Origin of the sequence: Afifella sp. JA880 (genome assembly GCF_025379905.1) — a bacterium.
In the GTDB taxonomy this organism is placed as follows: Bacteria; Pseudomonadota; Alphaproteobacteria; order Rhizobiales; family Afifellaceae; genus Afifella; species Afifella aestuarii.
The window spans coordinates 531,574-552,167 of record NZ_JAOANH010000001.1; the positions used below are offsets into that span (position 1 = coordinate 531,574).

The 20,594-nt window shown below is 63.1% G+C and carries 18 protein-coding genes and 1 pseudogene; 12 read left to right on the plus strand and 7 right to left on the minus strand.

Annotation, left to right across the window (positions count from 1 at the left end; genetic code table 11):
- Window position 1 precedes the first annotated feature (1 nt).
- Window positions 2-1,216 carry an efflux RND transporter periplasmic adaptor subunit gene (locus tag NYQ83_RS02475; protein WP_261212102.1) on the plus strand — a complete coding sequence of 405 codons (1,215 nt, stop codon included), beginning with the start codon at window positions 2-4 and terminating at the stop codon, window positions 1,214-1,216.
- A gap of 3 nt (window positions 1,217-1,219) precedes the next feature.
- Window positions 1,220-3,175, plus strand: a complete 1,956-nt coding sequence (locus NYQ83_RS02480; RefSeq protein ID WP_261212103.1) for a MacB family efflux pump subunit — start codon at window positions 1,220-1,222, stop codon at window positions 3,173-3,175.
- Window positions 3,176-3,223: 48 nt separating this feature from the next.
- On the opposite strand, the gene prpB is transcribed toward NYQ83_RS02480, so the two are convergent.
- Genes prpB through NYQ83_RS02495 form a run of 3 tightly spaced genes read right to left on the minus strand, consistent with a single transcriptional unit; the run spans window position 3,224 to window position 6,016 of the window.
- Entirely contained in the window at window positions 3,224-4,153 is a 930-nt protein-coding gene (gene prpB / locus NYQ83_RS02485; RefSeq protein WP_261212105.1) for a methylisocitrate lyase, read from the minus strand.
- Between the two features lie 34 nt (window positions 4,154-4,187).
- Window positions 4,188-5,342 carry a PrpF domain-containing protein gene (locus NYQ83_RS02490; RefSeq protein WP_261212107.1) on the minus strand — a complete coding sequence of 385 codons (1,155 nt, stop codon included), beginning with the start codon at window positions 5,340-5,342 and terminating at the stop codon, window positions 4,188-4,190.
- Window positions 5,339-6,016 carry a GntR family transcriptional regulator gene (locus NYQ83_RS02495; RefSeq protein ID WP_234627766.1) on the minus strand — a complete coding sequence of 226 codons (678 nt, stop codon included), beginning with the start codon at window positions 6,014-6,016 and terminating at the stop codon, window positions 5,339-5,341. Before NYQ83_RS02495 ends, NYQ83_RS02490 begins: the two co-directional genes overlap by 4 nt.
- Window positions 6,017-6,231: 215 nt before the next feature.
- On the opposite strand from NYQ83_RS02495, the gene NYQ83_RS02500 reads away from it, so the two are divergent.
- The 4 genes and pseudogenes from NYQ83_RS02500 (at window position 6,232) to NYQ83_RS02515 (ending at window position 10,355) form a co-directional block, all read left to right on the plus strand.
- Entirely contained in the window at window positions 6,232-7,224 is a 993-nt protein-coding gene (locus NYQ83_RS02500; protein ID WP_261212110.1) for a Bug family tripartite tricarboxylate transporter substrate binding protein, read from the plus strand.
- 74 nt (window positions 7,225-7,298) lie between these two features.
- Window positions 7,299-7,751: a tripartite tricarboxylate transporter TctB family protein gene (locus NYQ83_RS02505; RefSeq protein ID WP_234627764.1), complete on the plus strand. Its 453-nt coding sequence runs from the start codon at window positions 7,299-7,301 to the stop codon at window positions 7,749-7,751.
- A complete protein-coding gene (locus NYQ83_RS02510; RefSeq protein WP_261212112.1) occupies window positions 7,748-9,277 on the plus strand; it encodes a tripartite tricarboxylate transporter permease in 1,530 nt (509 codons plus the stop codon). Before NYQ83_RS02505 ends, NYQ83_RS02510 begins: the two co-directional genes overlap by 4 nt.
- Before the next feature lie 110 nt (window positions 9,278-9,387).
- Window positions 9,388-10,355: pseudogene (locus tag NYQ83_RS02515) on the plus strand (AbrB family transcriptional regulator).
- Window positions 10,356-10,360: 5 nt separating this feature from the next.
- On the opposite strand, the gene NYQ83_RS02520 reads toward NYQ83_RS02515, so the two are convergent.
- Window positions 10,361-11,074 carry an IclR family transcriptional regulator gene (locus NYQ83_RS02520; RefSeq protein ID WP_261212113.1) on the minus strand — a complete coding sequence of 238 codons (714 nt, stop codon included), beginning with the start codon at window positions 11,072-11,074 and terminating at the stop codon, window positions 10,361-10,363.
- A 164-nt stretch (window positions 11,075-11,238) separates the two neighbouring features.
- On the opposite strand from NYQ83_RS02520, the gene NYQ83_RS02525 reads away from it, so the two are divergent.
- From NYQ83_RS02525 to NYQ83_RS02550, 6 genes are all read left to right on the plus strand, one after another.
- The gene (locus tag NYQ83_RS02525) at window positions 11,239-12,432 is read left to right on the plus strand and encodes a CaiB/BaiF CoA transferase family protein (RefSeq protein ID WP_261212115.1); all 1,194 of its coding nucleotides are present in this window, start codon (window positions 11,239-11,241) and stop codon (window positions 12,430-12,432) included.
- Window positions 12,429-13,274 carry a citryl-CoA lyase gene (locus tag NYQ83_RS02530; RefSeq protein WP_128293851.1) on the plus strand — a complete coding sequence of 282 codons (846 nt, stop codon included), beginning with the start codon at window positions 12,429-12,431 and terminating at the stop codon, window positions 13,272-13,274. Before NYQ83_RS02525 ends, NYQ83_RS02530 begins: the two co-directional genes overlap by 4 nt.
- A complete protein-coding gene (locus NYQ83_RS02535; RefSeq protein ID WP_409976944.1) occupies window positions 13,271-14,266 on the plus strand; it encodes a Bug family tripartite tricarboxylate transporter substrate binding protein in 996 nt (331 codons plus the stop codon). The genes NYQ83_RS02530 and NYQ83_RS02535 overlap by 4 nt, the downstream gene beginning before the upstream one ends.
- A 58-nt stretch (window positions 14,267-14,324) precedes the next feature.
- A complete protein-coding gene (locus NYQ83_RS02540) occupies window positions 14,325-14,756 on the plus strand; it encodes a tripartite tricarboxylate transporter TctB family protein (protein ID WP_261212119.1) in 432 nt (143 codons plus the stop codon).
- A gap of 19 nt (window positions 14,757-14,775) precedes the next feature.
- Window positions 14,776-16,314 carry a tripartite tricarboxylate transporter permease gene (locus tag NYQ83_RS02545; protein ID WP_261212122.1) on the plus strand — a complete coding sequence of 513 codons (1,539 nt, stop codon included), beginning with the start codon at window positions 14,776-14,778 and terminating at the stop codon, window positions 16,312-16,314.
- A gap of 147 nt (window positions 16,315-16,461) precedes the next feature.
- Window positions 16,462-17,595 carry an alpha/beta fold hydrolase gene (locus NYQ83_RS02550; RefSeq protein WP_261212124.1) on the plus strand — a complete coding sequence of 378 codons (1,134 nt, stop codon included), beginning with the start codon at window positions 16,462-16,464 and terminating at the stop codon, window positions 17,593-17,595.
- A gap of 39 nt (window positions 17,596-17,634) precedes the next feature.
- Here NYQ83_RS02550 and NYQ83_RS02555 read toward each other — a convergent pair whose 3' ends face one another.
- From NYQ83_RS02555 to NYQ83_RS02565, 3 genes are all read right to left on the minus strand, one after another.
- Window positions 17,635-18,957 carry a TRAP transporter large permease gene (locus tag NYQ83_RS02555; protein ID WP_261212126.1) on the minus strand — a complete coding sequence of 441 codons (1,323 nt, stop codon included), beginning with the start codon at window positions 18,955-18,957 and terminating at the stop codon, window positions 17,635-17,637.
- A complete protein-coding gene (locus tag NYQ83_RS02560) occupies window positions 18,950-19,435 on the minus strand; it encodes a TRAP transporter small permease (RefSeq protein ID WP_128293846.1) in 486 nt (161 codons plus the stop codon). Before NYQ83_RS02560 ends, NYQ83_RS02555 begins: the two co-directional genes overlap by 8 nt.
- A 63-nt stretch (window positions 19,436-19,498) precedes the next feature.
- Window positions 19,499-20,500 carry a DctP family TRAP transporter solute-binding subunit gene (locus NYQ83_RS02565; RefSeq protein WP_261212128.1) on the minus strand — a complete coding sequence of 334 codons (1,002 nt, stop codon included), beginning with the start codon at window positions 20,498-20,500 and terminating at the stop codon, window positions 19,499-19,501.
- Window positions 20,501-20,594: the final 94 nt, after the last annotated feature.

The window sequence follows — 20,594 nt, forward strand, 5'->3', positions numbered from 1 at the left end:
GATGGCAGCCCGCAAGCGCAAGCGTTCCAAGCTCATCTGGCTCCTTGTCGCCCTCCTTCTGATCGGCGGGGCGGGCTACTGGGCGAGGGGCAATTATTTCACCGAAGAGCCGCCTGAGATCATGACGTCGCCGGTCACACGGGGCGATATCGAGAAGACGGTCCTCGCCACGGGCATTCTCAAGCCGGCGAAACTGGTCGCCGTGGGCGCGCAGGTTTCGGGCCGCGTCACGTCTCTCGACGTCGGCGTGGGCGACAGCGTCAAGGAAGGCGATCTCATCGCGGAGATCGATTCCGAAACGCAGGAGAACGACCTGCGCACCGCAGAGGCGTCGCTTGCCAACGTTCGCGCTCAAAAGGAGGAGAAGCAGGCGACGCTCGTTCAGGCCGAGCAGGCTCTCGCGCGGCAGACGCGTATGATCAACCAGAACGCGGTTTCGCGTGCCGATTACGAAGAGGCGGAAGCGACCGTAAAAGTGACCAAAGCGCAGATCTCCGCGCTCGACGCGCAGATCGCCGAGGCGGAGGTCGCCGTCGAAACGGCGAAAGTCGACCTCGGCTACACCAAAATTACGGCTCCGATGGACGGGACGGTGCTTTGGGTGGTGACGCAGGAGGGGCAGACCGTGAATGCCATCCAATCTGCCCCGACGATCGTCATTCTCGGGCAGCTCGACACGATGACCGTGCGCGCGGAGATTTCCGAAGTCGATGTCGTGGACGTCAAACCCGGCCAGCCCGTCTATTTCACGGTACTGGGAAATCCCGACCGTCGCTACGAATCGACCCTCTCGTTCATCGAGCCCGCACCGGAATCAATCACCAGCGACAGCATGGTGGCCTCGTCGTCCTCAGGCTCGAGTTCCGCGTCCGAGAAGGCGATCTATTACAACGGCATCTTCGATGTGCCGAACCAGGATCGCGAGTTGCGCACCTACATGACGGCGGAAGTCCACATCGTACTCGGCCAGGCCCATGATGTCCTGACCTTGCCGTCGGCGGCACTCGGCAGCAAAGGTGCTGACGGGACGTATTCGGTCCATGTGCTGGAGGCGGATGGCAACGTCGCCGAACGCACGGTAAAAATCGGCCTCAACGACAAGATCCGGGCGGAGGTTGTTTCCGGCCTTTCGGAAGGCGATCGTGTCGTCATGGGTCAGCCAGGCAGCTCTGGGAGCGGTCGACGGCGCGGGCCCCGGGGACCGATGGGGTTCTAGGCATTGGCCACACCTCTCATTACGCTCGAGAAGCTTCGGCGGGAGTTTCCCGCCGGTGAGGACACGATCGCAGTTCTCAAGGACATCGACCTTCAGATCGATGCCGGAGAAATGGTCGCGATCGTCGGCGCCTCCGGCTCCGGAAAATCGACGCTGATGAACATTCTCGGCTGTCTCGACCGTGCGACAGCGGGAAGCTACAGGATTTCCGGGCAGGAGACGTCATCACTCGAACCCGATCAGCTGGCGGCGCTTCGGCGCGAGCATTTCGGCTTCATCTTCCAGCGCTATCATCTGCTTTCGGAACTGACGGCTCTCGGCAACGTCGAAATCCCGGCGATATATGCCGGCCAGCCTCCCGCGGAGCGCGAAGAGCGGGCCGAAGAGCTTCTGGCACGGCTTGGCATGGCCGACCGGCTGGAGCACCGGCCCGGCCAGCTCTCCGGAGGCCAGCAGCAACGCGTCTCCATCGCCCGTGCACTGATGAACGGCGCGCAGGTGATCCTCGCCGATGAGCCGACCGGGGCCCTCGACAAGCATTCCGGCGAAGAAGTCCTGAAGATCCTCGAAGAGCTCAACCGAGAGGGCAAGACCGTCATCCTGGTGACGCACGACATGAATGTCGCGGCGCGCGCCGAGCGGATCATCGAAATCAGCGATGGCGAGATCATTTCCGACACCCGCAGCGCCAAGGCGGACGGGCAACAGATTGCCGGAGAGATCGCAGAGGACCGACGGCGCGGGCGTGTGCGCGCCGCGGTCGATCGTTTCGGCGAAGCGTTTCGGATGGCACTGCTAGCCATGCGCGCCCACAAGCTCAGAACGTTTCTGACGATGCTCGGCATCATCATCGGCATTGCGTCCGTCGTCTGCGTGGTGGCGCTCGGGGCAGGATCGCGGCAGCAGGTTCTTTCGCAAATCTCAAGCCTCGGCACGAACACGCTGGAGGTCTTTCCCGGCAAGGATTTCGGCGACGTGCGCTCGGGCAAGATTACGACGCTGGTCGTCTCCGATGCGGACGCCCTCGCCGGCCAGCCCTATGTGGCAGCCGTCACGCCCACGGTTTCCACGAGCGCCAACGTGCGTTTCGGCTCGATCGAAGCGAGTGCGCTCGTCAACGGTGTCGGTGCGCAGTATTTCGAGGCTCGGGGCACGACGCTCGCCGCCGGCAGCTTCTTCAATCAGGAGAGCGTGAGGCGGTTGGAGAAAGACGTCGTCATCGACGACAATACCCGGCAATCGCTCTTCGCTGACTTCGACGGCAGCCCGGTCGGCCAGGTCATCCTGGTCGGCAAGGTGCCCTGTCGCATCGTCGGGGTCGCAGGAGCCCAACAAAGCGGCTTCGGCGCCAGCAGCAACCTCAACCTCTACCTGCCTTATACGACGGTGCAGGCGCGATTCCTCGGGGACCAGTCACTCAGGAGCATTACGGTGCGCGTCGCCGACGATACGTCCACCGATACCGCCGAACAGGCCGTGACGGAGCTCCTCACCCGGCGTCACGGCTCGAAGGATTTCTTCATTCTCAATACGGACGACATCCGTCAGACGATCACGGCGACGACGGAAACCTTGACCGTCCTGATCGCCTCCATCGCCCTCATTTCGCTGATCGTGGGCGGGATCGGCGTCATGAACATCATGCTCGTTTCGGTGTCTGAGCGCATCAACGAGATCGGCGTGCGCATGGCGGTCGGTGCGCGCCAGAGCGACATCCTGCAGCAATTCCTGATCGAGGGCGTGCTCGTCTGCCTGATCGGCGGCGTGCTCGGCATCGCTTTGGCGCTCGGCTTCGGCGCCCTTTTCGATGCGCTCGGATCGAGCTTCAAGCTCATCTACTCGCCCGTCTCGATCGTCGCGGCCTTCCTCTGTTCAAGCCTCATCGGCATCGTCTTCGGCTATCTGCCGGCACGCAATGCCTCCAGGCTCGATCCGGTCGCCGCACTCGCCCGGGATTGACGCCGACCACGGCAAGCCGCGCCGGCGACAATCCGGAGCAAGATCCGATTACGCCGCAAAGGCCGGGTCGAGGACCGTCCGCAGAACCTTCTTGTCCAAAGACTCGTAACCGAAATAATTGATGATGTCGTAGAGCTCGGCCCGGCTCTGCATGTCCTTCACCGTGCCGGCCGCGGTGCCCGTGGTCTTCAGCTCGGTGAAGAACTTTTCCATGGCATGTGCGCAGATGCGCAGGCTCGAAACCGGCCAGATCGCCATCGCATAGCCCATCTCGGCAAACTCCGCGGCCGAAGTCTGCGGCGTGCGGCCGAACTCCGTCATATTGGCGAGGAGCGGCACCTTGATGGCCGAAGCGAACTGGCGGAACTGCTCTTCGCCTTCGAGCGCCTCGGGGAAAATCGCATCGGCCCCGGCCTCGATGTAAAGGCGCGCACGCTCGATCGCGGCCTCGACGCCTTCACTTGCCGCCGCATCGGTGCGGGCGATGATCTTGAGATCGCGCCGCGCGCGGGCGGCCGCAGCGACCTTCTGGGCCATGTCTTCGGCGGAAACGAGCTGTTTGCCGTTCAGATGGCCGCATTTCTTCGGCATCACCTGGTCTTCGAGCTGCACGGCCGCCACACCCACATCCTCGAGTTCGCGAATGAGGCGCATGGCGTTCAAAGCCTCGCCAAAGCCCGTATCGCCGTCGACGACCAAGGGAAGCCTCGTCACGCGGATGATCGCCCGCGCCCGTCCGACGAGCTCTTCCATGGTGAGGAGGCCGAGATCCGGCAAGCCGAGAGACGCCGTGAGCGCCGCCCCGGACAGATACAATGCCTCAAACCCTGCCTTGCGCGCTACAAGCGCGGCCATCGGATCGTGGGCACCCGCGATCTGCAGGAATTCGCCGGAGGACCATTTTTCGGCAAGCGCGGCGCCAAGATCGCGCGGAAGCGGCTCTTCCAACCATACGGGTCTGTTCGGTGTCTCGGTCATGGGCACTCCTTGATTGTTTTCCACTTTGGGGAATTCACGATGGGTTGGGGATGCAGACCGCGCCTTCCATGAGGCGGCGCTGGGTCCGAAGAACATGCGCGGCTTCGATCACCGGGACGCCGGCGTTCTCGCCGTTCACCTTCACGCCGACGGTCACGATGCCGCTCGGCGTGCCGAGCCGAAGCCGGCTCAAATCTGTCTCCGGCTTGAGCAGCGCGCGCACGACACTTCCCTCGACCGCGGCCGCGCTCGCCAGAGCGAGCGAGCAGGTGATGGGAACGGCACGGTGCGGCTGAGCCGCCGAAATCATGCGCACGAGGATGTCGAAGTCGTCGGGCGCGAGAGCAGAACCGGACAGGTCAGAGAACGAGGACGGCGCAGCGACAAAGCCGATCTTCGGAATGGCGATGATCTTCGTCGCCTCGTCCACGCTCGAAGCGATGCCCATGGCAACGGATGCCTGCCGCCGGAGATGCTCGATCTCCTCAAGCACGTCTCCCGCCGCATCGAGGGCGTCCGGCATGATCGTCGGATCGACACCAAGCGCCGACGCCGGGAGGAAGCAGGTCGGGATCGCGGCATCGATGAGGCTCGCCTCGACCGCACTGCCATCACGCTTCGTAAGCCGGGTGAGCGCTTCGCCCGCCGGCAGAAGGCCTTTGCCGCGCGTTCCGGCAGGATGCAGGAATTCCAGACGCACCGGCGCTCCGCTTCCGGCCACGCCGGGCAAAACCGCATCGCCCTCGACGGAAGCCTCGCCGCCTGCCATCCGGAAGACGGAGCGGATGATCTTGCCCGTGTTGGTGTTGTGGATGCGGACCGTGGCCTCGCCGTCGCGCGGCGCAGCAACCATTTTCTCGTCGGCGGCAAAAGGGCCGACGGCCGAACTCATATTGCCGCAATTGCCGCTGAAATCGACCTCATCGGTTTTCACCGAAACCTGGGCGAACGTGTAGTCTACATCCGCATCGGTGCGCGACGAAGGGCCGATGACGCAAATCTTGCTCAGGGAAGAAATGCCACCACCGAGGCCATCGAGCTGCCTCCCGTTCGGATCGGGACTGCCGAGCATCTTGCGAAAAAGCGCCGGCCACAGAGCGCGGTCCTCAGGCAGATCCTGCTCCTTCAACATGATCGCCTTCGAGGTGCCGCCGCGCATGAAAACAGCAGGAATGCGCTGCTGGGTCATCGTTCCTCCTCTTGAGAGAGTTCGCCGGCAAGCGAGGTCCAGCTCGCGCGGATATGCCGGCGCATCAAAAGTCCGGCGAGCTCGCCGTCGCCAGCTGCGATCGCCTCCTGGATGCGCTCGTGTTCGATCAGCGCCTCGCGGCCCCGGCCCTGCACGCGGCCATGGCGGCGGCGCAGAAGGGAGAGCTGCGGATAAAGCTCCGAATCGAGAAGCCGCAGGATGAGTGGGTTTCCTGAAAGCCTGGCGATGACGATGTGAAAATCCGCATCGCCACCGCTTTGAAAGTAAGCGCCCACGGGATGGGCGGCGATCTCTCCTGCGTGCTGCTTCAAGAGCGCCCCGAGATCCTGCGCCTCTTCCGGCGTCGCCCTGAGTGCCGCAAGCCTCGCGGCTTCAGCCTCCAGCGCTTCGCGCAGCTCATAGAGGACACGGGCGTCCGCGAGGGAGAGTTCGCGCACGCGCGCGCCCACATTGGGCGTGAAACTGACGAGCCCGGCATCTGCCAGAAGCCGCAGCGCCTCGCGGACCGGCCCGCGGCTCACCTCGAAGCGTCTCGCCAGAGCCACTTCGCCGAGGCGCTCTCCAGGAACCAGGCGTCCGGCCAGGATATCGGCCCGCAGACGCTCCAGAATGGCGGCAGAGGAATCGCCGTGCCTGACTGCAATTGTCGACAATATGCCTCCCCCAACACTAGCGGCGTTTTCTGCTCAATGACGAGGCAGATTCAATTTAGGGCCACAACCCCCTGTTTTGTCTCACTTAGAAGAATAGTACGCCTCTGACAAGCGCCCCCTATTGCCCGAGCCAGTGCCGTCACCCCTCTCACATTGTTGACATTCTCGCTCGGCGGTGCAAATTCCGCGAAGACAACAAAAGCGGGAGGACAATTATGAAACTCACCAGACGCTCCGCATTGGCCGGCCTCGTCGCCGGCATGACCTTGCTCGGAACATCGATCTCGGCACAGGCGCAGGACGACTGGCCGAACCAGCAGATCACCTTCGTGGTGGCGCTCGGACCAGGCGGCTCGGCCGACCGTACCGCACGCATGCTGGCTCAGAAGATGCAGGATGAACTCGGCGTGCCGATCCGGGTGGTCAACCAGAAGGGTGGTGGCGGCCATGTGGGCCACACCTACTTCCTCAACATGCCCGACGATGGCAGCTTCTTCCTGGCGACGTCGATCCACCCCTACATCAGCAACGCCATCCTGCAGAAAGACGCCGACTACACGCTCGACGACTTCGCCTTCATCAACGGCCAGTGGACGGATATCGATCTCTTCGCGCTCAACAAGGATCTCCCCTACAAGACGCTCGACGAGTTCGCCGCCGCCATCAAGGAAGAGCCGGGCAAGCATTCGATCAGCGTCGTTCCCGGCTCCACGGGCTACATCAACGCGCTCCTGATGCTCGAAGGCTACGGCCTTTCGGAGGATGACGTGAACATCGTCACCTACGAATCGGGGTCGGCAGCCCGCACCGCCGCAGCCGGCGGACAGGTCGACATGACAGTGCTCGGCGCCGACGGGTCGCTGTCGATTGCAGAATATATCCGCCCCCTCGCCGTCGCCTCCGAGAAGCGCCTGCCGGATTGGGACGCCCCGACCTTGAACGAGGCTCTCTCGGACGAGGGCGTGACCGTGCCACCGCTCGTCGGCTCGATGCGCGGCCTCGCGGCCCATGCGACCTTCAAGGAGAAATATCCGGAGCGCTTCCAGCGCATCACGGACGCCTACAAGGCGGCTCTCGACGACCCGGAATTCGTCGAAAGCCTCAAGAAGCAGGGCATCGGCGCCGAATGGCTCGGGCCGGAAAAAACCACCGAGATCATCAAGTCCAACTTCGAGATCTTGAAGCGTTTTAACGACGTCGCGGGCTGAACCCGCCTGGAGAGGGCTCTTGCCCTCTCCCCCCACCCTTCCGGCGAAATCTTTCCCGAGGTCTGTCGCAGATCATGCCGCTGCGTATCGCGCCCACTCATCTCGTCTTTCTGATCCTCGGATCGATCACCGCGATCTATCTCAACTGGAGCGCCATTTCCGCATCGACGAAGCTCTACAATCTCATCGTCGTCGTGCCTGTCGGAATCGCGCTCCTCGTGCTTGCCGCCCTCATCCTCGGCAAGAGCCTGCTGCGCCCCCACGATCCGGAAGGCCTGGAAAGGACACCGCTCCGCGAGACCCTCGGAGATGTCGTTCTGCTTGCCTGCTTCGGCGTCTTCTGCGTGGCGCTGACCAAGGTCGGCTTCGATCTCGCGACATTCTTCTTCGTGTGGATCGGGGTGCATCTGAGCGGTGAAAAGCGCCTCTGGGCGCCGCCGCTCTACGCGGCCGTATTTACAGCGCTCCTGGTGGAGAGCTTCGGCTCGCTCTTTCCCTTCCCCATGCCCCTGGCGGTCCTTTCATGATCGACGGCCTCGCACTTTCACAGTCGCTCGACCTTCTTTTCGGCGGTTTCGGCCCCTGGCTCTATGTCCTGCCTGGCCTTCTCATCGGGCTTGTCTTCGGCGCCATTCCGGGCCTGCAGATCTCCATGGCGATGGCCGTCTTCCTGCCGCTCACCTGGAACATGGATTTCCTTCAGGCGATGCTGTTCCTGACGTCGATTTTCACCGGTGGCGCCTATGGTGGCGGCGTCACGGCAATCTTGATGAACATCCCCGGTTCGTCGTCGAGCGTCGCGACCGCCTTCGACGGCTATCCAATGGCCCGTCAGGGCCGGCATAACGAAGCGCTGGGCCTCGGCCTCGGCGCCTCCGTCGTCGGCGCTTTTGTCGGCTATGTCCTGCTCTTTCTCCTGATCGAACCGCTGACCGTCGTCGTCTTGAAGCTCGGTCCGCTTGAAATGGTGATGGTGGTGTTCTGGGGGCTCACCCTCATCGCCACGCTCAACGACAGCACCATGGCGAAGGGCCTTTATGCGGGCCTTCTCGGTCTGCTTCTGAGCCAGATCGGCATGTCGACGACCGGCACGATGCGCACGACCATCGGCAATCCCTATCTCATCGACGGTATCCCGGTGGTCCCGGCGATGATCGGCATGTTTGCCGCCTCCGAGCTTCTCCGGCTGCGCGGCAATTCCTATCTCGTCGACGCCAAGGGCCTGCGCACGATTTCGCTCTCGGCGCTCCTCAAGGGCTTCCTCAAGACGTTTCGCTATCCGAAGACCCTGATCCGCGGCAGCCTGATCGGCGCCCTGATCGGAGCGGTGCCGGGCGTCGGCTCCTCGGTTGCAAATCTCGTCGCCTATGGCGAAGTGCGCCGCAGCTCCGACCATCCGGAAAAGTTCGGCAAGGGCGAGCCTGAGGGCGTCGTCGCGGCCGAATCATCAAACTCATCCTCCGAAGGCGGATCGATGACGGCGCTTCTGGCACTCGGCGTGCCGGGCGGTGCGGCAACGGCCGTGCTCCTCGCGGCCTTCTCTTTCCACAATCTCGTGGGCGGACCGTCCTTCATCAGAGACAACCGGGACGTCGTCTACTCCATCATCATCGGCAATATGGGCCAGGTGATCCTGCTTGCGGTCGTCGGCATCCTGTCGCTGCGCGTGCTCGGCATGGTGGTACGCGTGCCGCTCAGCTACCTCGTACCCTCCGTTCTCGCCTTGTGTGCCTGGGGCGGGTTCGGTATCACCGGCACCATCGCTGGTCCCGTGACGGTCGCCGTCTTTGCCGGGCTCGGCTGGATGATGCGCCGGCATTCCTATCCCGTCGCAGCGACGGTCATCGGCCTGCTTCTTGGCCGCATGACAGAGGGTGAGATGGTGCGCACATTGCAGATCTCGGGCGGCAACCCGCTCGCCTATCTCGCCGAGCGGCCGATCGCGATCCTGTTCCTCGTCCTGCTTCTGCTTTCCGCGGTGGTGCTGCCCCTGTGGCGCCGCCATCGTGAAAACCGGCAAAGCGCGGAGGAAGCGGCCGCCGGCTCGTCTTGAGCCAGAAGACATCCGGCCGAGCATCAACCCTTCTCATCGGTCTTGCCACTCTTGCCGCCGGCCTCACCGGCGGCCTCACCTTCACCGCGCTGTCGATCCCACTGCCATGGGTGCTCGGAAGTTTTTCGGCGACCGGCCTCCTGTCGCTTTTCGGGGTCCGGCTCGCCCTGCCGGGTTCCTGGCGCGGTTACGCCATGGTGATCGTCGGCACGATGCTGGGGGCCGGCTTCGACCCAGAAACGGTGAAGGCGATCCCCGGCTGGTGGCCGAGCCTCCTGATCATGATCTTGTTGTCGATCGCGTTCTTCTTCTTCGCCTTTCTGGTTCTGCGGACATGGGCGAAGATGACGCCGGCAACCGCCTTTCTGGCGGCGATGCCGGGGGTCTGTCGGTCGTCAGCGTCATTGCCGAAACCTATGGCGCGGATCCCCGCCGGGTCGTGCTCTGCCACTCCGCCCGCCTCGTCGCCCTTCTGGTGACGATGCCGATCCTCATCCATCTTCTCGGGGATTACGATCTCGCCGGAGCCACGCGTCCAGGCAGCCTGCCGCCAATCGACGGGTCGCCCCTTGATCTTCTGCTGCTTCTCGGCTGCGCGATCGCCGGCTATTTTCTCGGGCGGGTGATGAAAGTGCCTTCGGGTCTCCTGCTGATCCCGCTCGTCCTGTCCGCCTTCGTCCACAGCCTCGGCGTCGTCGAGGCGCATGTGCCGGCGCAGATCTCAATCGTCGCACAAATCATTATCGGCGCGAATGTCGGCGTCCGCTTCGTCGGCTATCGGCTTCGAGACATTTTGAGCGACGGCTGGATGTCAGCGATCATCGGCGTGGTGCTATCCTTCAGCACCTTCCTCGCCGCCCTTGCCGCCTCGAAACTCACCGGGATCGACGCGGCGCCGCTGCTTCTGTCATTCCTGCCCGGCGGCGCCCCGGAGATGGGGGTGGTCGCAGTCGCCCTTCACATCGCGCCGGCGATGGTGGCCTGTCATCATCTCGTCCGGGTCGCACTCATGGTGGCGCTGATCCCGCTCGGCCTCAAACACCTCGCAAAGCCACACACGCCCGGCAAGCCTGACTGAGCGTCTCAGGAGACCGTCTTCTGGCGACCGATCCGCTCGGCGCTTTCTTTCAACGCCACCAGCACCGTCTCGCGCCGGGCGTCGTCGAAGCGCGTGATCAACCCGGAGATGGCGAGCGCGCCGCGCAAATTGCCGTCGGGACTGAAGACAGGGACGGCGATCGCAGCGATGTCTGAATCGCGTTCACCCAGAGAGACCGCGTGCCCCACCCGCCGGATCTCCCGGTACCGCGGATCATCCTCAGTCCAGGCAAGGAGAAGGTGGGACGCCGCCCCCGCCGTCAACGGCATACGCGCGCCCTCCACGATGTGGTGACGAATCGCGCGGTCCGGCTCATGGCGATAAAGGCAGACACGGCTGTCACCGTCGCGAACATAGAAGGATGCCGTCTCACCGATCGTCTCGGCCAGACGACGCAGTTCCGGGCGGATGAGGTCTGCAGCGGTGAAATTCTGCCGGTAACGCGCCCCAAGCCGCCACACCGTCGCGCCGAGCCGATAGCGCCCATCGGGCTGGCGCGCGATGTAACCGTAACGCTCCAGCGACACGCAGAGCCGCAGGATCGTGCTCTTGTAGAGGCCCGTGCGGCGCGCAAGCTCCGCAAGCGTGAGTGTCAACTCTCCCTCATCGAAGCAGGCCAGGATGCGGAAGGCCCGCTCGACGGCCTCTACGCCGCGCTGGCCCGCATCGTTGGAACCACCGTTTTCAGCCGCTGCCACAATTGTCTTCCCCTCTTGCCGCTATACAATCGTTCTGCTACGTTGAATATACGTTCTACCTGACAGAACGCAAGAACAATGAAGAACGATCCGGAGGACATCGGCCCAACTTGCGGAATTGATTCCGCACGTCCCGCTATCCCTCTGATCGAAAAGGAGACGCCATGCTCCGGCCCCTCGCCGGTATCCGCATTCTCGACCTGACGAACGTCCTCGCAGGTCCATTCTGCTGCCATCAGCTCGTGCATTTCGGTGCGGAGGTGATCAAGGTCGAGGCGACGGGTCGAGGCGACCTCGCGCGCCAGCTCGGGGCCGATCCCGAGCTCAATGCCCGCAACATGGGCATCTCCTTCCTGGCGCAGAACGCCGGCAAGAAATCCGTCACGGTCAACCTCAAGGACGAGCGCGGCAAAGCCATTTTCCGCCGCCTGGTGGAAAGCGCTGATGTGCTCGTCGAGAATTTTCGCCCCGGCGTCATGGAGCGGCTGGGCGTGGGCTATGAGGCGCTGAAGGACGTCAACCCGCAGCTCATCTACTGCGCCATCTCCGGCTTCGGGCAAAGCGGCCCCTGGATCGGACGCCCCGCCTACGACCAGATCATCCAGGGCGCGTCCGGCGTCATGTCGATCACCGGCGACAATGATTCAGGCCCGTTGCGCGTCGGCTACCCGATCGCAGACACGATCGGCGGATTGACCGCGGCCTTTGCAATCGCAGCTGCCCTCAATGCCGAGGAGCGCGGTGCGTTTCTTGATGTTTCCATGCTCGAAGCGACGATCGCCACCATGGGCTGGGTCGTCTCGAATTATCTGATCGGCGGCGTCGAGCCTTCGCCGAAGGGCAACGAAAACATGACGTCTGCACCTTCCGGCTCGTTCCAGGCGCAGGACGGGCTTCTCAACATCGCGGCCAACAAAGACGAGCAGTGGCAACTCCTTGCCCGCCATCTTGGACGCGAGGACCTGCTTCAGGATCCGGATTTCGCCACCCGCGAGAAGCGCAAGGAGAACCGCGTTCGTCTCAAGGCTGAGTTGGAAACGGCACTGACACGCCGCCCTGCACGCGACTGGGTGCGCGAATTGAACGAGATCGGCGTCCCGGCGGGTGCCGTGATGAGTGTCCCTGACATCCTGGCGCATCCGCAGATCGCCGAAAGAGGAATGCTCGGGACTTTCCAGAACGTTCCAGGCGTCGGGCGCGACATCACGGTCATCCGCACCGGCATCAAGATGAGTGGCGAGGCACCCAGCGTCGACGCGCCGCCGCCGCAACTCGGCGAGCACAACCAGGAAGTCTACGGCGCTCTCGGACTGCCGGCGAGCGAGATCGAGACGCTTCAGAAGGAAGGTGCGATATGAGCGACGTGTCCGATTGGTGGCGCACCTCCATCATCGAGATGGAGCCGGGCAAGATCAGTTTCCGCGGCTACCCGGTCCAGGACCTCATCGGCCAGGTCAGTTTTCCCGAGATGATCTGGCTCATGACGCGCGGCGAACTGCCAGGCCATGACGAGGCGGCCCTATTTGAGGCGGCGCTCGTAGCGGCCGTCGATCATGGGCCTCAGGCTCCTTCGATCGCGGCGGCTCGCATGGCCGTCACCTGTGGCCTGCCCTTGAATGGCGCCATGGCGTCCGCAGTCAATTTCCTCGACGACGTGCATGGTGGCGCAGGCGAGCAGGCCGTCGAACTCTACCACATGATCGACGACGCCGGCGGGCCGGAAAAGACGGCCGATATCCTAGACCGCTGGCAGGCGGAACGCGGCCGTTTCGTGCCCGGCTTCGGCCACCGCTTTCACAAGCCTGTCGATCCCCGCGCGCCCCGCCTCCTTGGGCTTGTCGACGAGGCAGCCGCGGCCGGGACCGTTTCCGGACGCTTTGCGAAGATCGGTCGTGCAATTGAAAAAACGCTGACGGAGGCGAAGAGCAAACCCGTCCCGATGAACATCGATGGGGCAACCGCCGTCATCTACGCCGAGCTCGGCTTTCCGGCTCCTCTTGCCAGGGGCCTCTTCTGCCTGTCACGTTCCGTCGGCATTCTCTCCCATGCCTGGGAGCAGATGTGTCAGGGTGGCCGCAATAAGGGCCCGACACCACCAGCCTATCGCTGGACCTTCGACGGAATGGCTCCGCGCGAAGTGCCGGCTTCCTATCGCAGCCAGAAGCTGCGTCAGAATGGTCAAATCAGGGAGGATTCATGACCATGTCATTGCGTCGTTTGCTTGTACTTGCTCTGCCGCTGGCCTTCGCCACGGCCACGCTGAGCGACCGGGCGTCGGCCTTCGAGCCGTCGTCGACCGAATGCATCGCCCCCGCCAATCCCGGCGGCGGCTGGGACTTCACCTGCCGCCAGGTCGGCAAGACCATGCAGGATCTGGACTTCATCCCAGGCACGATGAAGGTCACCAATCTCGCCGGCGGATCCGGCGGCGTCGCGTTTGCCGAAGTCGTCAACAAGCGCAATGACGACAACAACCTCATCGTCGCAGCCTCTTCGGCAACCTCGAGCCGCCTCGCCCAGGGCGCCTATCCCGGCGGCGACATGGATCAGGTCCGCTGGCTCGCCTCCGTCGGCGCCGACTATGGCATCATCGCGGTCGCCAAGGATTCGAAATTCAACACGCTTCCCGAGCTGTTCGACGCCATCAAGGCCGACCCCTCTTCGATCGCGGTTTCAGGCGGCTCGGCCGTCGGCGGCTGGGATCATCTGAAGGTCCTGATCGCAGCCAAGCGCGCCGGCATCGATAAGCTGCGTCAGATCAAATACGTCGCGTTCGAAGGCGGTGGCGAAGCGGTGACCCAGCTTCTCGCGGGCTCCGTTCAGGCCTTCTCCGGCGATGCATCGGAAGCGAAGGGTTTTGTCGATTCCGGCGACATCAAAGTCCTCGCCGTCCTCGCTCCGGAACGCCTGCCCGGCGATTTCTCGAAATTCCCGACCGCCAAGGAACAGGGCATCGATGCCGTCGGCGCCAATTGGCGCGGCTTCTATGCTCCGGGCGGCATGTCGGACGAAGCCTATGATTGGTGGGTCGGAACCATCGGCAAAACCTACAAATCCGACGAATGGAAGAAGATCATGGCCTCCAATGGCCTTGCCCCGCTGGATCTTCAGGGCGAAGATTTTGAGAAATTCGTGGCAGACTCCGTCGCGGAGATCAAAGATCTCTCCAAAGAAATCGGCATCATCAGGTGACACCGCGAAGGGCCGTGCCGGACCTCGGCGCGGCCCTCTTCGATAACGGGAAGAGATCATGAGCGATCGGATACTCGGCGTGATCGGCGTTGCGCTTGCCGCGTTCTATATCTGGCAGGCGACGCTCATCCAGGAAAGCTTCATGTCCGATCCGGTCGGACCAAAGACGTTTCCGATCATCATCGGCGTCATTCTCGGACTTTCGTCCATCTATTTCATCATCAAGCCCGATCCGGAACCGCAATGGGCGAGCTTCGGGCGCACGATGGAAGTGCTTTTCGCCGCCGCAGTGCTCTTCGGTTACGCCTATGCGCTGCCGATCGGCGGCTTTGTCCTGACGACCGCCATCACCGCAATGTTTCTGTCCTGGCGTCTCGGCGCGGGGCCTGTGCAAGCGGCGATCGCAGGTGCCACCATTTCGGTTGGCATCTACGTCCTTTTCGGCGTCGTCCTCGGCCTGTCGCTCGCGCGCGGCCCCTGGGGCTTTTGAGAAAGCGGAGGATTTTACGATGGACGCACTCTCCTCCCTTGCCGATGGTTTTGCCGTCGCTCTCACCTTCCAGAACGTGCTTCTGGCTCTTCTCGGCTGCTTCCTCGGCACGATCTTCGGCGCTCTGCCTGGACTGGGGCCTTCGAACGGCGTCGCCATTCTCATCCCTCTCGCCTTCACGCTCGGCCTGCCTGCAACGCCGGCTCTGATCCTTCTGACCAGCGTCTATTACGGCGCCATGTATGGCGGGCGCATCTCGTCGATCCTGCTCAACATTCCGGGTGACGAGCCGGCGCTGATGACGACGCTCGACGGCTATCCGATGGCCCAGCAGGGCAAGGCCGGCGAGGCGCTCGCACTTTCCGGCATCGCCTCCTTCGTCGGCTCGTTCTTTGCAACCTGGGGGCTCGTCTTCCTCGCCCCGCAGCTCGTCAAGGTCGCCCTGCTCTTCGGCCCGGCGGAGTACTTCGCGCTCTTCACCCTCGCCTTTGCCACGCTTGGTGGTATCGCCAGCCGCAATCAGGCGAAGGCCGCCTTCTCCGCAGCCCTCGGGGTGGGGATCGCCATGATCGGCGTCGATGCCCAGACGGGCGTGCCACGCTTCGCTTTCGGCGAGGTGCATCTTTACGACGGCATCGATTTTCTGGTCGCGATCGTCGGCCTGTTCGCGGTCTCTGAGGTGTTCATCTTCCTGGAACACCGCGGCGAAGAAGCTCATGCGGAGGACGCGAGCAAGCTCGTCAACCGCGTTACCGCGCCGCTTTCGATGCTCCGCAAGACCGCCGGCACGATGGGGCGCTCGACCGTTCTCGGCTTCCTCGCCGGCGTCCTGCCCGGGGCCGGTGCATCGCTCGGCTCGTTCATCGCCTATTCGGTGGAAAAGCGCGTCTCCGACCGCAATGGCACCTTCGGCAAGGGCGACCCTCGCGGCGTTGCTGCGCCAGAGGCTGGCAACAATGCCGCCGCCGGTGGCGCCCTCGTTCCGATGCTGGCGCTCGGCGTTCCAGGCTCGGGCACGACGGCGGTGCTGCTCGCCATGCTGCTCGCCCTCAACATCACGCCTGGCCCGCTCCTCTTTCAGTCCAATCCGGATGTCGTGTGGGGCCTGATCGCGGCGCTTTTCATCGGCAACATCATCTTGCTGATCATGAACATCCCGCTCGTCTCTTTGTTCGTGCGGGTTCTTCTCGTGCCGCCGAAATACCTGATGCCGGCGGTCGCGATGATCGCCTTCGTCGGCGTCTACGGCATTTCCGGTTCGACCTTCGACCTCGTCGTCATGGTGCTTTTCGGCCTGGGCGGCTGGCTGTTGCGCAAGCTCGACGTACCATTGGTGCCGGTAATCCTCGGCGTCCTCCTTGGAGGCCAAATGGAGGTCAATCTGCGCCGCGAGCTGACGATCTCCAACGGCGACTGGTCGGCGCTCGTCGATTCGTGGCTGTCGATCACGCTCTGGGGGCTCGCGATCGTCGGCTTCATCCTGCCGATTATCGTCGGCTCGTTCTTCCGCACCAATGTCGGCAAGGGTCGGTCGCGAGAAAGCGACGATCCGGATTGATCGGTGACTTCAGCGCGGCAGAGGCTCGTTTCGCGCAGCCCTGCCCCGCCTAACGGCGACTTGCCCGGGCTTTTTCGACACGCCACCTGAAGACGGGGAGCGGACAATAGCTCCCGTCTTTAGCTCGTCACGGGGGAAGCCGTCGTCATGTCTCAAGGAACGCCGCGACCGCATGAGTTCAAGCTCGCCAGCGTGCCGGCCTTCTGGCCGGTCGCCATGGCGTCCGCTCTCGCTGAAGAGGAAGCGGAACTCTATGCCCGCAACGTCAAATTCATCGAGGAGGAAATCAAGATCCATCACGAACTGCGGCCGCAGCTTGCGACGGAGAACCGGGTCCGCCTCGAACTGAGAACCATGCATCTGCGCGATTACGGACGCGAAGAAGGGCGCCCGACGCTCGTCATCGCCCCCTATGCCGGGCATAGCGCGATGATCGCCGACTATCACAAGGGCCAAAGCCTCGTCCAAACGCTGCTCGATGGCGGCATCGCCCATGTCGCCCTGACGGACTGGAAGTCGGCCACCCCCGACATGCGCGACTTCGAGGTCGACAATTATCTGGAAGAACTTCTCGTCGCGATCGAGGATCTCGGCGGTTCGGTCGATCTCGTCGGGCTCTGTCAGGGCGGCTGGGCATCGGCCATGCTTGCCGCGCGCTTTCCAGAGAAGGTCAAAAGCCTCGTTCTCGCGGGAGCGCCCATCGACACGAATGCCGGCGACGGCCCCATCAAGCGCATGGTGCAGGCCTCTCCCCTTTCCTTCTACCGCGAACTCGTGGAACTCGGCGGGGGGCTGATGCTCGGCCGCTTTATGCTGCGCGGCTGGAAGAACATGCATCCCGCCGAGCATTACATTGACGAGCACATCGAGCTTTACGAGCACATCGACGACCCGGCCTATCTCGCCAAACGCGAGACCTTCGAGAGCTGGTACGAAAACCCGATCGACCTGCCGGGACGTTGGTATCTCCAGGTGATCAAAGAGATCTTCAAGGAGAACCGCTTCGCCAAGGGCACCTTCGTCGGCCTCGGACGGCCGCTCAAGCTGAGCGATGTCCGCTGCCCGGTCTATCTCCTTGCCGGCGCCGCCGACGACATCACCACACCGGAGCAGGTGCTGGAGGCCGACCGTCTCCTTGGAACGCCCAAGGACGCGATCGTGAAGGAGACGGTGCCCGGCGGCCATATCGGGCTTTTCATGAGCTCGCGCACGCTGTCGCAAACCTGGCCGAAGATTGCGAGTTGGATCCTTCGGGCCTCCGACAGGTCATCCGCCACCTGACCACGCTCATTCGCCAGGACGGCAGAACCTCGCCGCCGCCTATTTCAACACCTCGACGAGCACGCTCGACAGCCCCGGAAAGGCGGCGATGAGGATGAGGCCGATGAGACTCGTGATCAAAAACGGCACGGCGCCGCGCGCGATCTTCTCCAGCGGCAGCGACGTCATATTGGCTGCCACGTAGAGATTGATGCCGACGGGCGGCGTGAAGAGCCCGATCGCCAGATTGACCATCACCAGGACGCCGAACCAGACCGGATCCCAGCCGAGTTCGCGCATGACCGGCAGGAAGATCGGCAGCGTGATGAACATGATGGTGATCGCGTCCATGAACATCCCCGCGATCAGGAGGATGAGCATGATGACGATGAGGATGACCCATTGCTGGTCGCTCAACCCGAGAAGCACGGTCGAGTATTTGCCGATGAGATCATCGACCGTCACCACCCAGCCGAAGAGGCTTGCATAGGCCACCACAAGCATGACGACGGCCGAGGATGCCGCAGCTGCGGACAGCGCCTCGTAGAGCGTCGCAAAGCTCAAGGTGCGGTAGACGAGGCCGCCGACGAAGAGCGCATAGACGGTCGCCACGATCGCCGCTTCGGTCGGCGTGAAGATGCCGGAATAGATACCGCCCAGGATGACGAGCGGTGTCATCAGACCCCAGAAGGAATGCAGGAAGGAGCGCCACAGCCGCCGCCCGTATGGGAGCTCCGAAAAATCCTGCGGCATCAGGCGCTCCAGGCTCGGCGGCATCTCGTTCGCATCCACTTTCGGCACGAAAGGCAGAGCGACGAGCATCAAGAGCCCCATGACAAGGCCCGGGATGATCGCTGCCGTGAAGAGGTCCGAAATCGAGGTTTCGGCAATGACGCCGTAGATGACGAGACCGATCGAGGGGGGAATGACGATGGAAAGTCCCGCACCGGCACAGACGAGGCCGGCTGCAAAAGCTCTCGGATAGCCATCCTCGGCCATGCCGCGCACGATCAGCGGGCCGATTGCGGCAACCGATGCCGGCCCGGAGCCCGAGACCGCACCCCAGAAGAGGCAGACGACGGTTCCGACAAGCCCCATGCCCCCCGGCAGGCCGCCGACGAGAACGCGGAAGAAGGCGATCATACGCTCAGCAATGCCGAGGGAGCCCATGAGGGTGCCGGCAAGGATGAAGAACGGAATCGCCAGCAGGGAGAATTTGGCGATCCCGCTCGCGATGAGATCGCCCGCCATATCGAGACCGAAGCCGATCGCCCACATCGCATAGACGGCGGAAAGCCCGAGGGCGAACGCGACTGGCACGCGCAGGAACAACAGCACGAAGAACAGGATCACCATCTGCGTGCCTGCATCGAGGTCAAACATCGGCGACGACCTCATGCGTGTCACCGCGCCAGCGCTCGAAGGCATGCTGAATGTAGCGGATAATGACGAGCGCGAAGCCGAAAGGCAGGGCCACGCTGTAGTACCAGGCCGGGATCTGCAGCGCGTAGGAGCGCACACCACTCTCGAACTGGTTCGCGAAAAGCTGCCAGGTGAACCAGGCCGACATCGCGAGGAGAGCGACGGAGAGGACGCTCGACAGGACGAGGATCGCCCTCCGAACCGGCCTCGGCACGGCATCGTAGAGGATGGTCACGGCAAGATGCTCGCCGTTGCGTGCGGCGATGGCCGCGCCGAAAACCGTCAAAAGCAGAAAGCCGTTGGTGAGGAGCTCTTCCGTCGATGCGAGCGAATAGCTGGTCAGATAGCGCACGACCACATTGGCGAAGCCTAGGCCGGTCATCGCAAGAAGGATCACCGCGCAGACGATCTTCTCCGCTTCGCGCAACAGGAACGACACGAAACCTCCTCAAAGGCTGAACGTGCAGGCGGGCACAGACACCCCGCCTGCACGAGCGATGCCTCAGTTCGACTGAGCGATGGTGTCCTGGAAGCTCTTCACGAGATCCTCGCCCACCTTCTTCGACCAGGTGTCGAAGGCCGGCTTGGTCGCTTCGCGGAAAGCGTCGATCTCTTCGGCGTTCGGCTCGTAGACGTCCATTCCCTGTTCGCGCAGGAATTCGACGCCCTTGGCCGTGCCTTCACGGCTGATTTCCTTCTGGTATTCCATCGCCTCTTCGGCGGCCTTCTTCACCGTGGTCTTCGTCTCATCATCCCACGAATCCCACAGCTTCTCGCTGACGCCGAGGAAAAGCGGGTCGTAGGAATAGTGCCAAGTGGTCAGGTATTTCTGCACCTCGTAGACGCGCTGCGGGATGATGACGGCACCGATCGGGTTTTCCTGGCCGTCGACCACGCCCTGCTGCAGAGCCGGAAACGTCTCCGACCATTGCATCTGCTGCGGGTTGGCGCCGAGCGCCTGCATCACGTCGATGTACATCGGACCCGAGACGCGCATCTTGAGGCCCTGCATGTCCTCCGGCGTCTTGATCGGACGGACATTGTTGGTCACTTCGCGGAAGCCGTTTTCGCCCCAGGCGAGAGCGATGATGCCGTGCTCTTTCAAGATCTCTTCGATCTTCTGCCCCGGCTCGCCGCTCGTCGTGGCGTCGACCGCGTCATAGTCCGAATAGAGGTACGGCAACGAGAAGACCGCAAGCTCCGGCACAAGCGGCGTGACGTTGATCGCGGAGGTCAGCATGAAGTCGATGGAGCCACGGCTCACCATCTCCGTCTGCTTCATCTGGTCGCCACCGGCGAGCTGCGCATTCGGGAAGATACGGACTTCCATCTTGCCGTCGGTCGCCTCACCCAGAAGCTCGTTGAACTTCTCGGCGCCCTTCTGCCAGGTCGTCGTGTTGCTGGTATTTTGCGACAAACGATAGGTTTCGGCCGAAGCCGGCCCCGCCATCGCGGCAAGTGTGGCGGAAAACAGCGCAATCGCGCCAAACTGCGAAATTTTCATTTTCTTCCTCCCGTTTTCGCCTCACCAATACGAACGATTTTTCGGCAAAGCGCTCTTTGGTGATCGAAAAATCCATCTGAGGCCGCGCACAATA

Coding starts and splice junctions, on each gene's coding strand:
- NYQ83_RS02525 (WP_261212115.1), top strand. CDS start 11,239: ATGCTCCGGCCCCTCGCCGGTATCCGCATTCTCGACCTGACGAACGTC.
- NYQ83_RS02500 (WP_261212110.1), top strand. CDS start 6,232: ATGAAACTCACCAGACGCTCCGCATTGGCCGGCCTCGTCGCCGGCATG.
- NYQ83_RS02565 (WP_261212128.1), bottom strand. CDS start 20,500: ATGAAAATTTCGCAGTTTGGCGCGATTGCGCTGTTTTCCGCCACACTT.
- NYQ83_RS02545 (WP_261212122.1), top strand. CDS start 14,776: ATGGACGCACTCTCCTCCCTTGCCGATGGTTTTGCCGTCGCTCTCACC.
- NYQ83_RS02475 (WP_261212102.1), top strand. CDS start 2: ATGGCAGCCCGCAAGCGCAAGCGTTCCAAGCTCATCTGGCTCCTTGTC.
- NYQ83_RS02555 (WP_261212126.1), bottom strand. CDS start 18,957: ATGTTTGACCTCGATGCAGGCACGCAGATGGTGATCCTGTTCTTCGTG.
- NYQ83_RS02505 (WP_234627764.1), top strand. CDS start 7,299: ATGCCGCTGCGTATCGCGCCCACTCATCTCGTCTTTCTGATCCTCGGA.
- NYQ83_RS02530 (WP_128293851.1), top strand. CDS start 12,429: ATGAGCGACGTGTCCGATTGGTGGCGCACCTCCATCATCGAGATGGAG.
- NYQ83_RS02550 (WP_261212124.1), top strand. CDS start 16,462: ATGTCTCAAGGAACGCCGCGACCGCATGAGTTCAAGCTCGCCAGCGTG.
- NYQ83_RS02490 (WP_261212107.1), bottom strand. CDS start 5,342: ATGACCCAGCAGCGCATTCCTGCTGTTTTCATGCGCGGCGGCACCTCG.
- NYQ83_RS02540 (WP_261212119.1), top strand. CDS start 14,325: ATGAGCGATCGGATACTCGGCGTGATCGGCGTTGCGCTTGCCGCGTTC.
- NYQ83_RS02510 (WP_261212112.1), top strand. CDS start 7,748: ATGATCGACGGCCTCGCACTTTCACAGTCGCTCGACCTTCTTTTCGGC.
- NYQ83_RS02535 (WP_409976944.1), top strand. CDS start 13,271: ATGACCATGTCATTGCGTCGTTTGCTTGTACTTGCTCTGCCGCTGGCC.
- prpB (WP_261212105.1), bottom strand. CDS start 4,153: ATGACCGAGACACCGAACAGACCCGTATGGTTGGAAGAGCCGCTTCCG.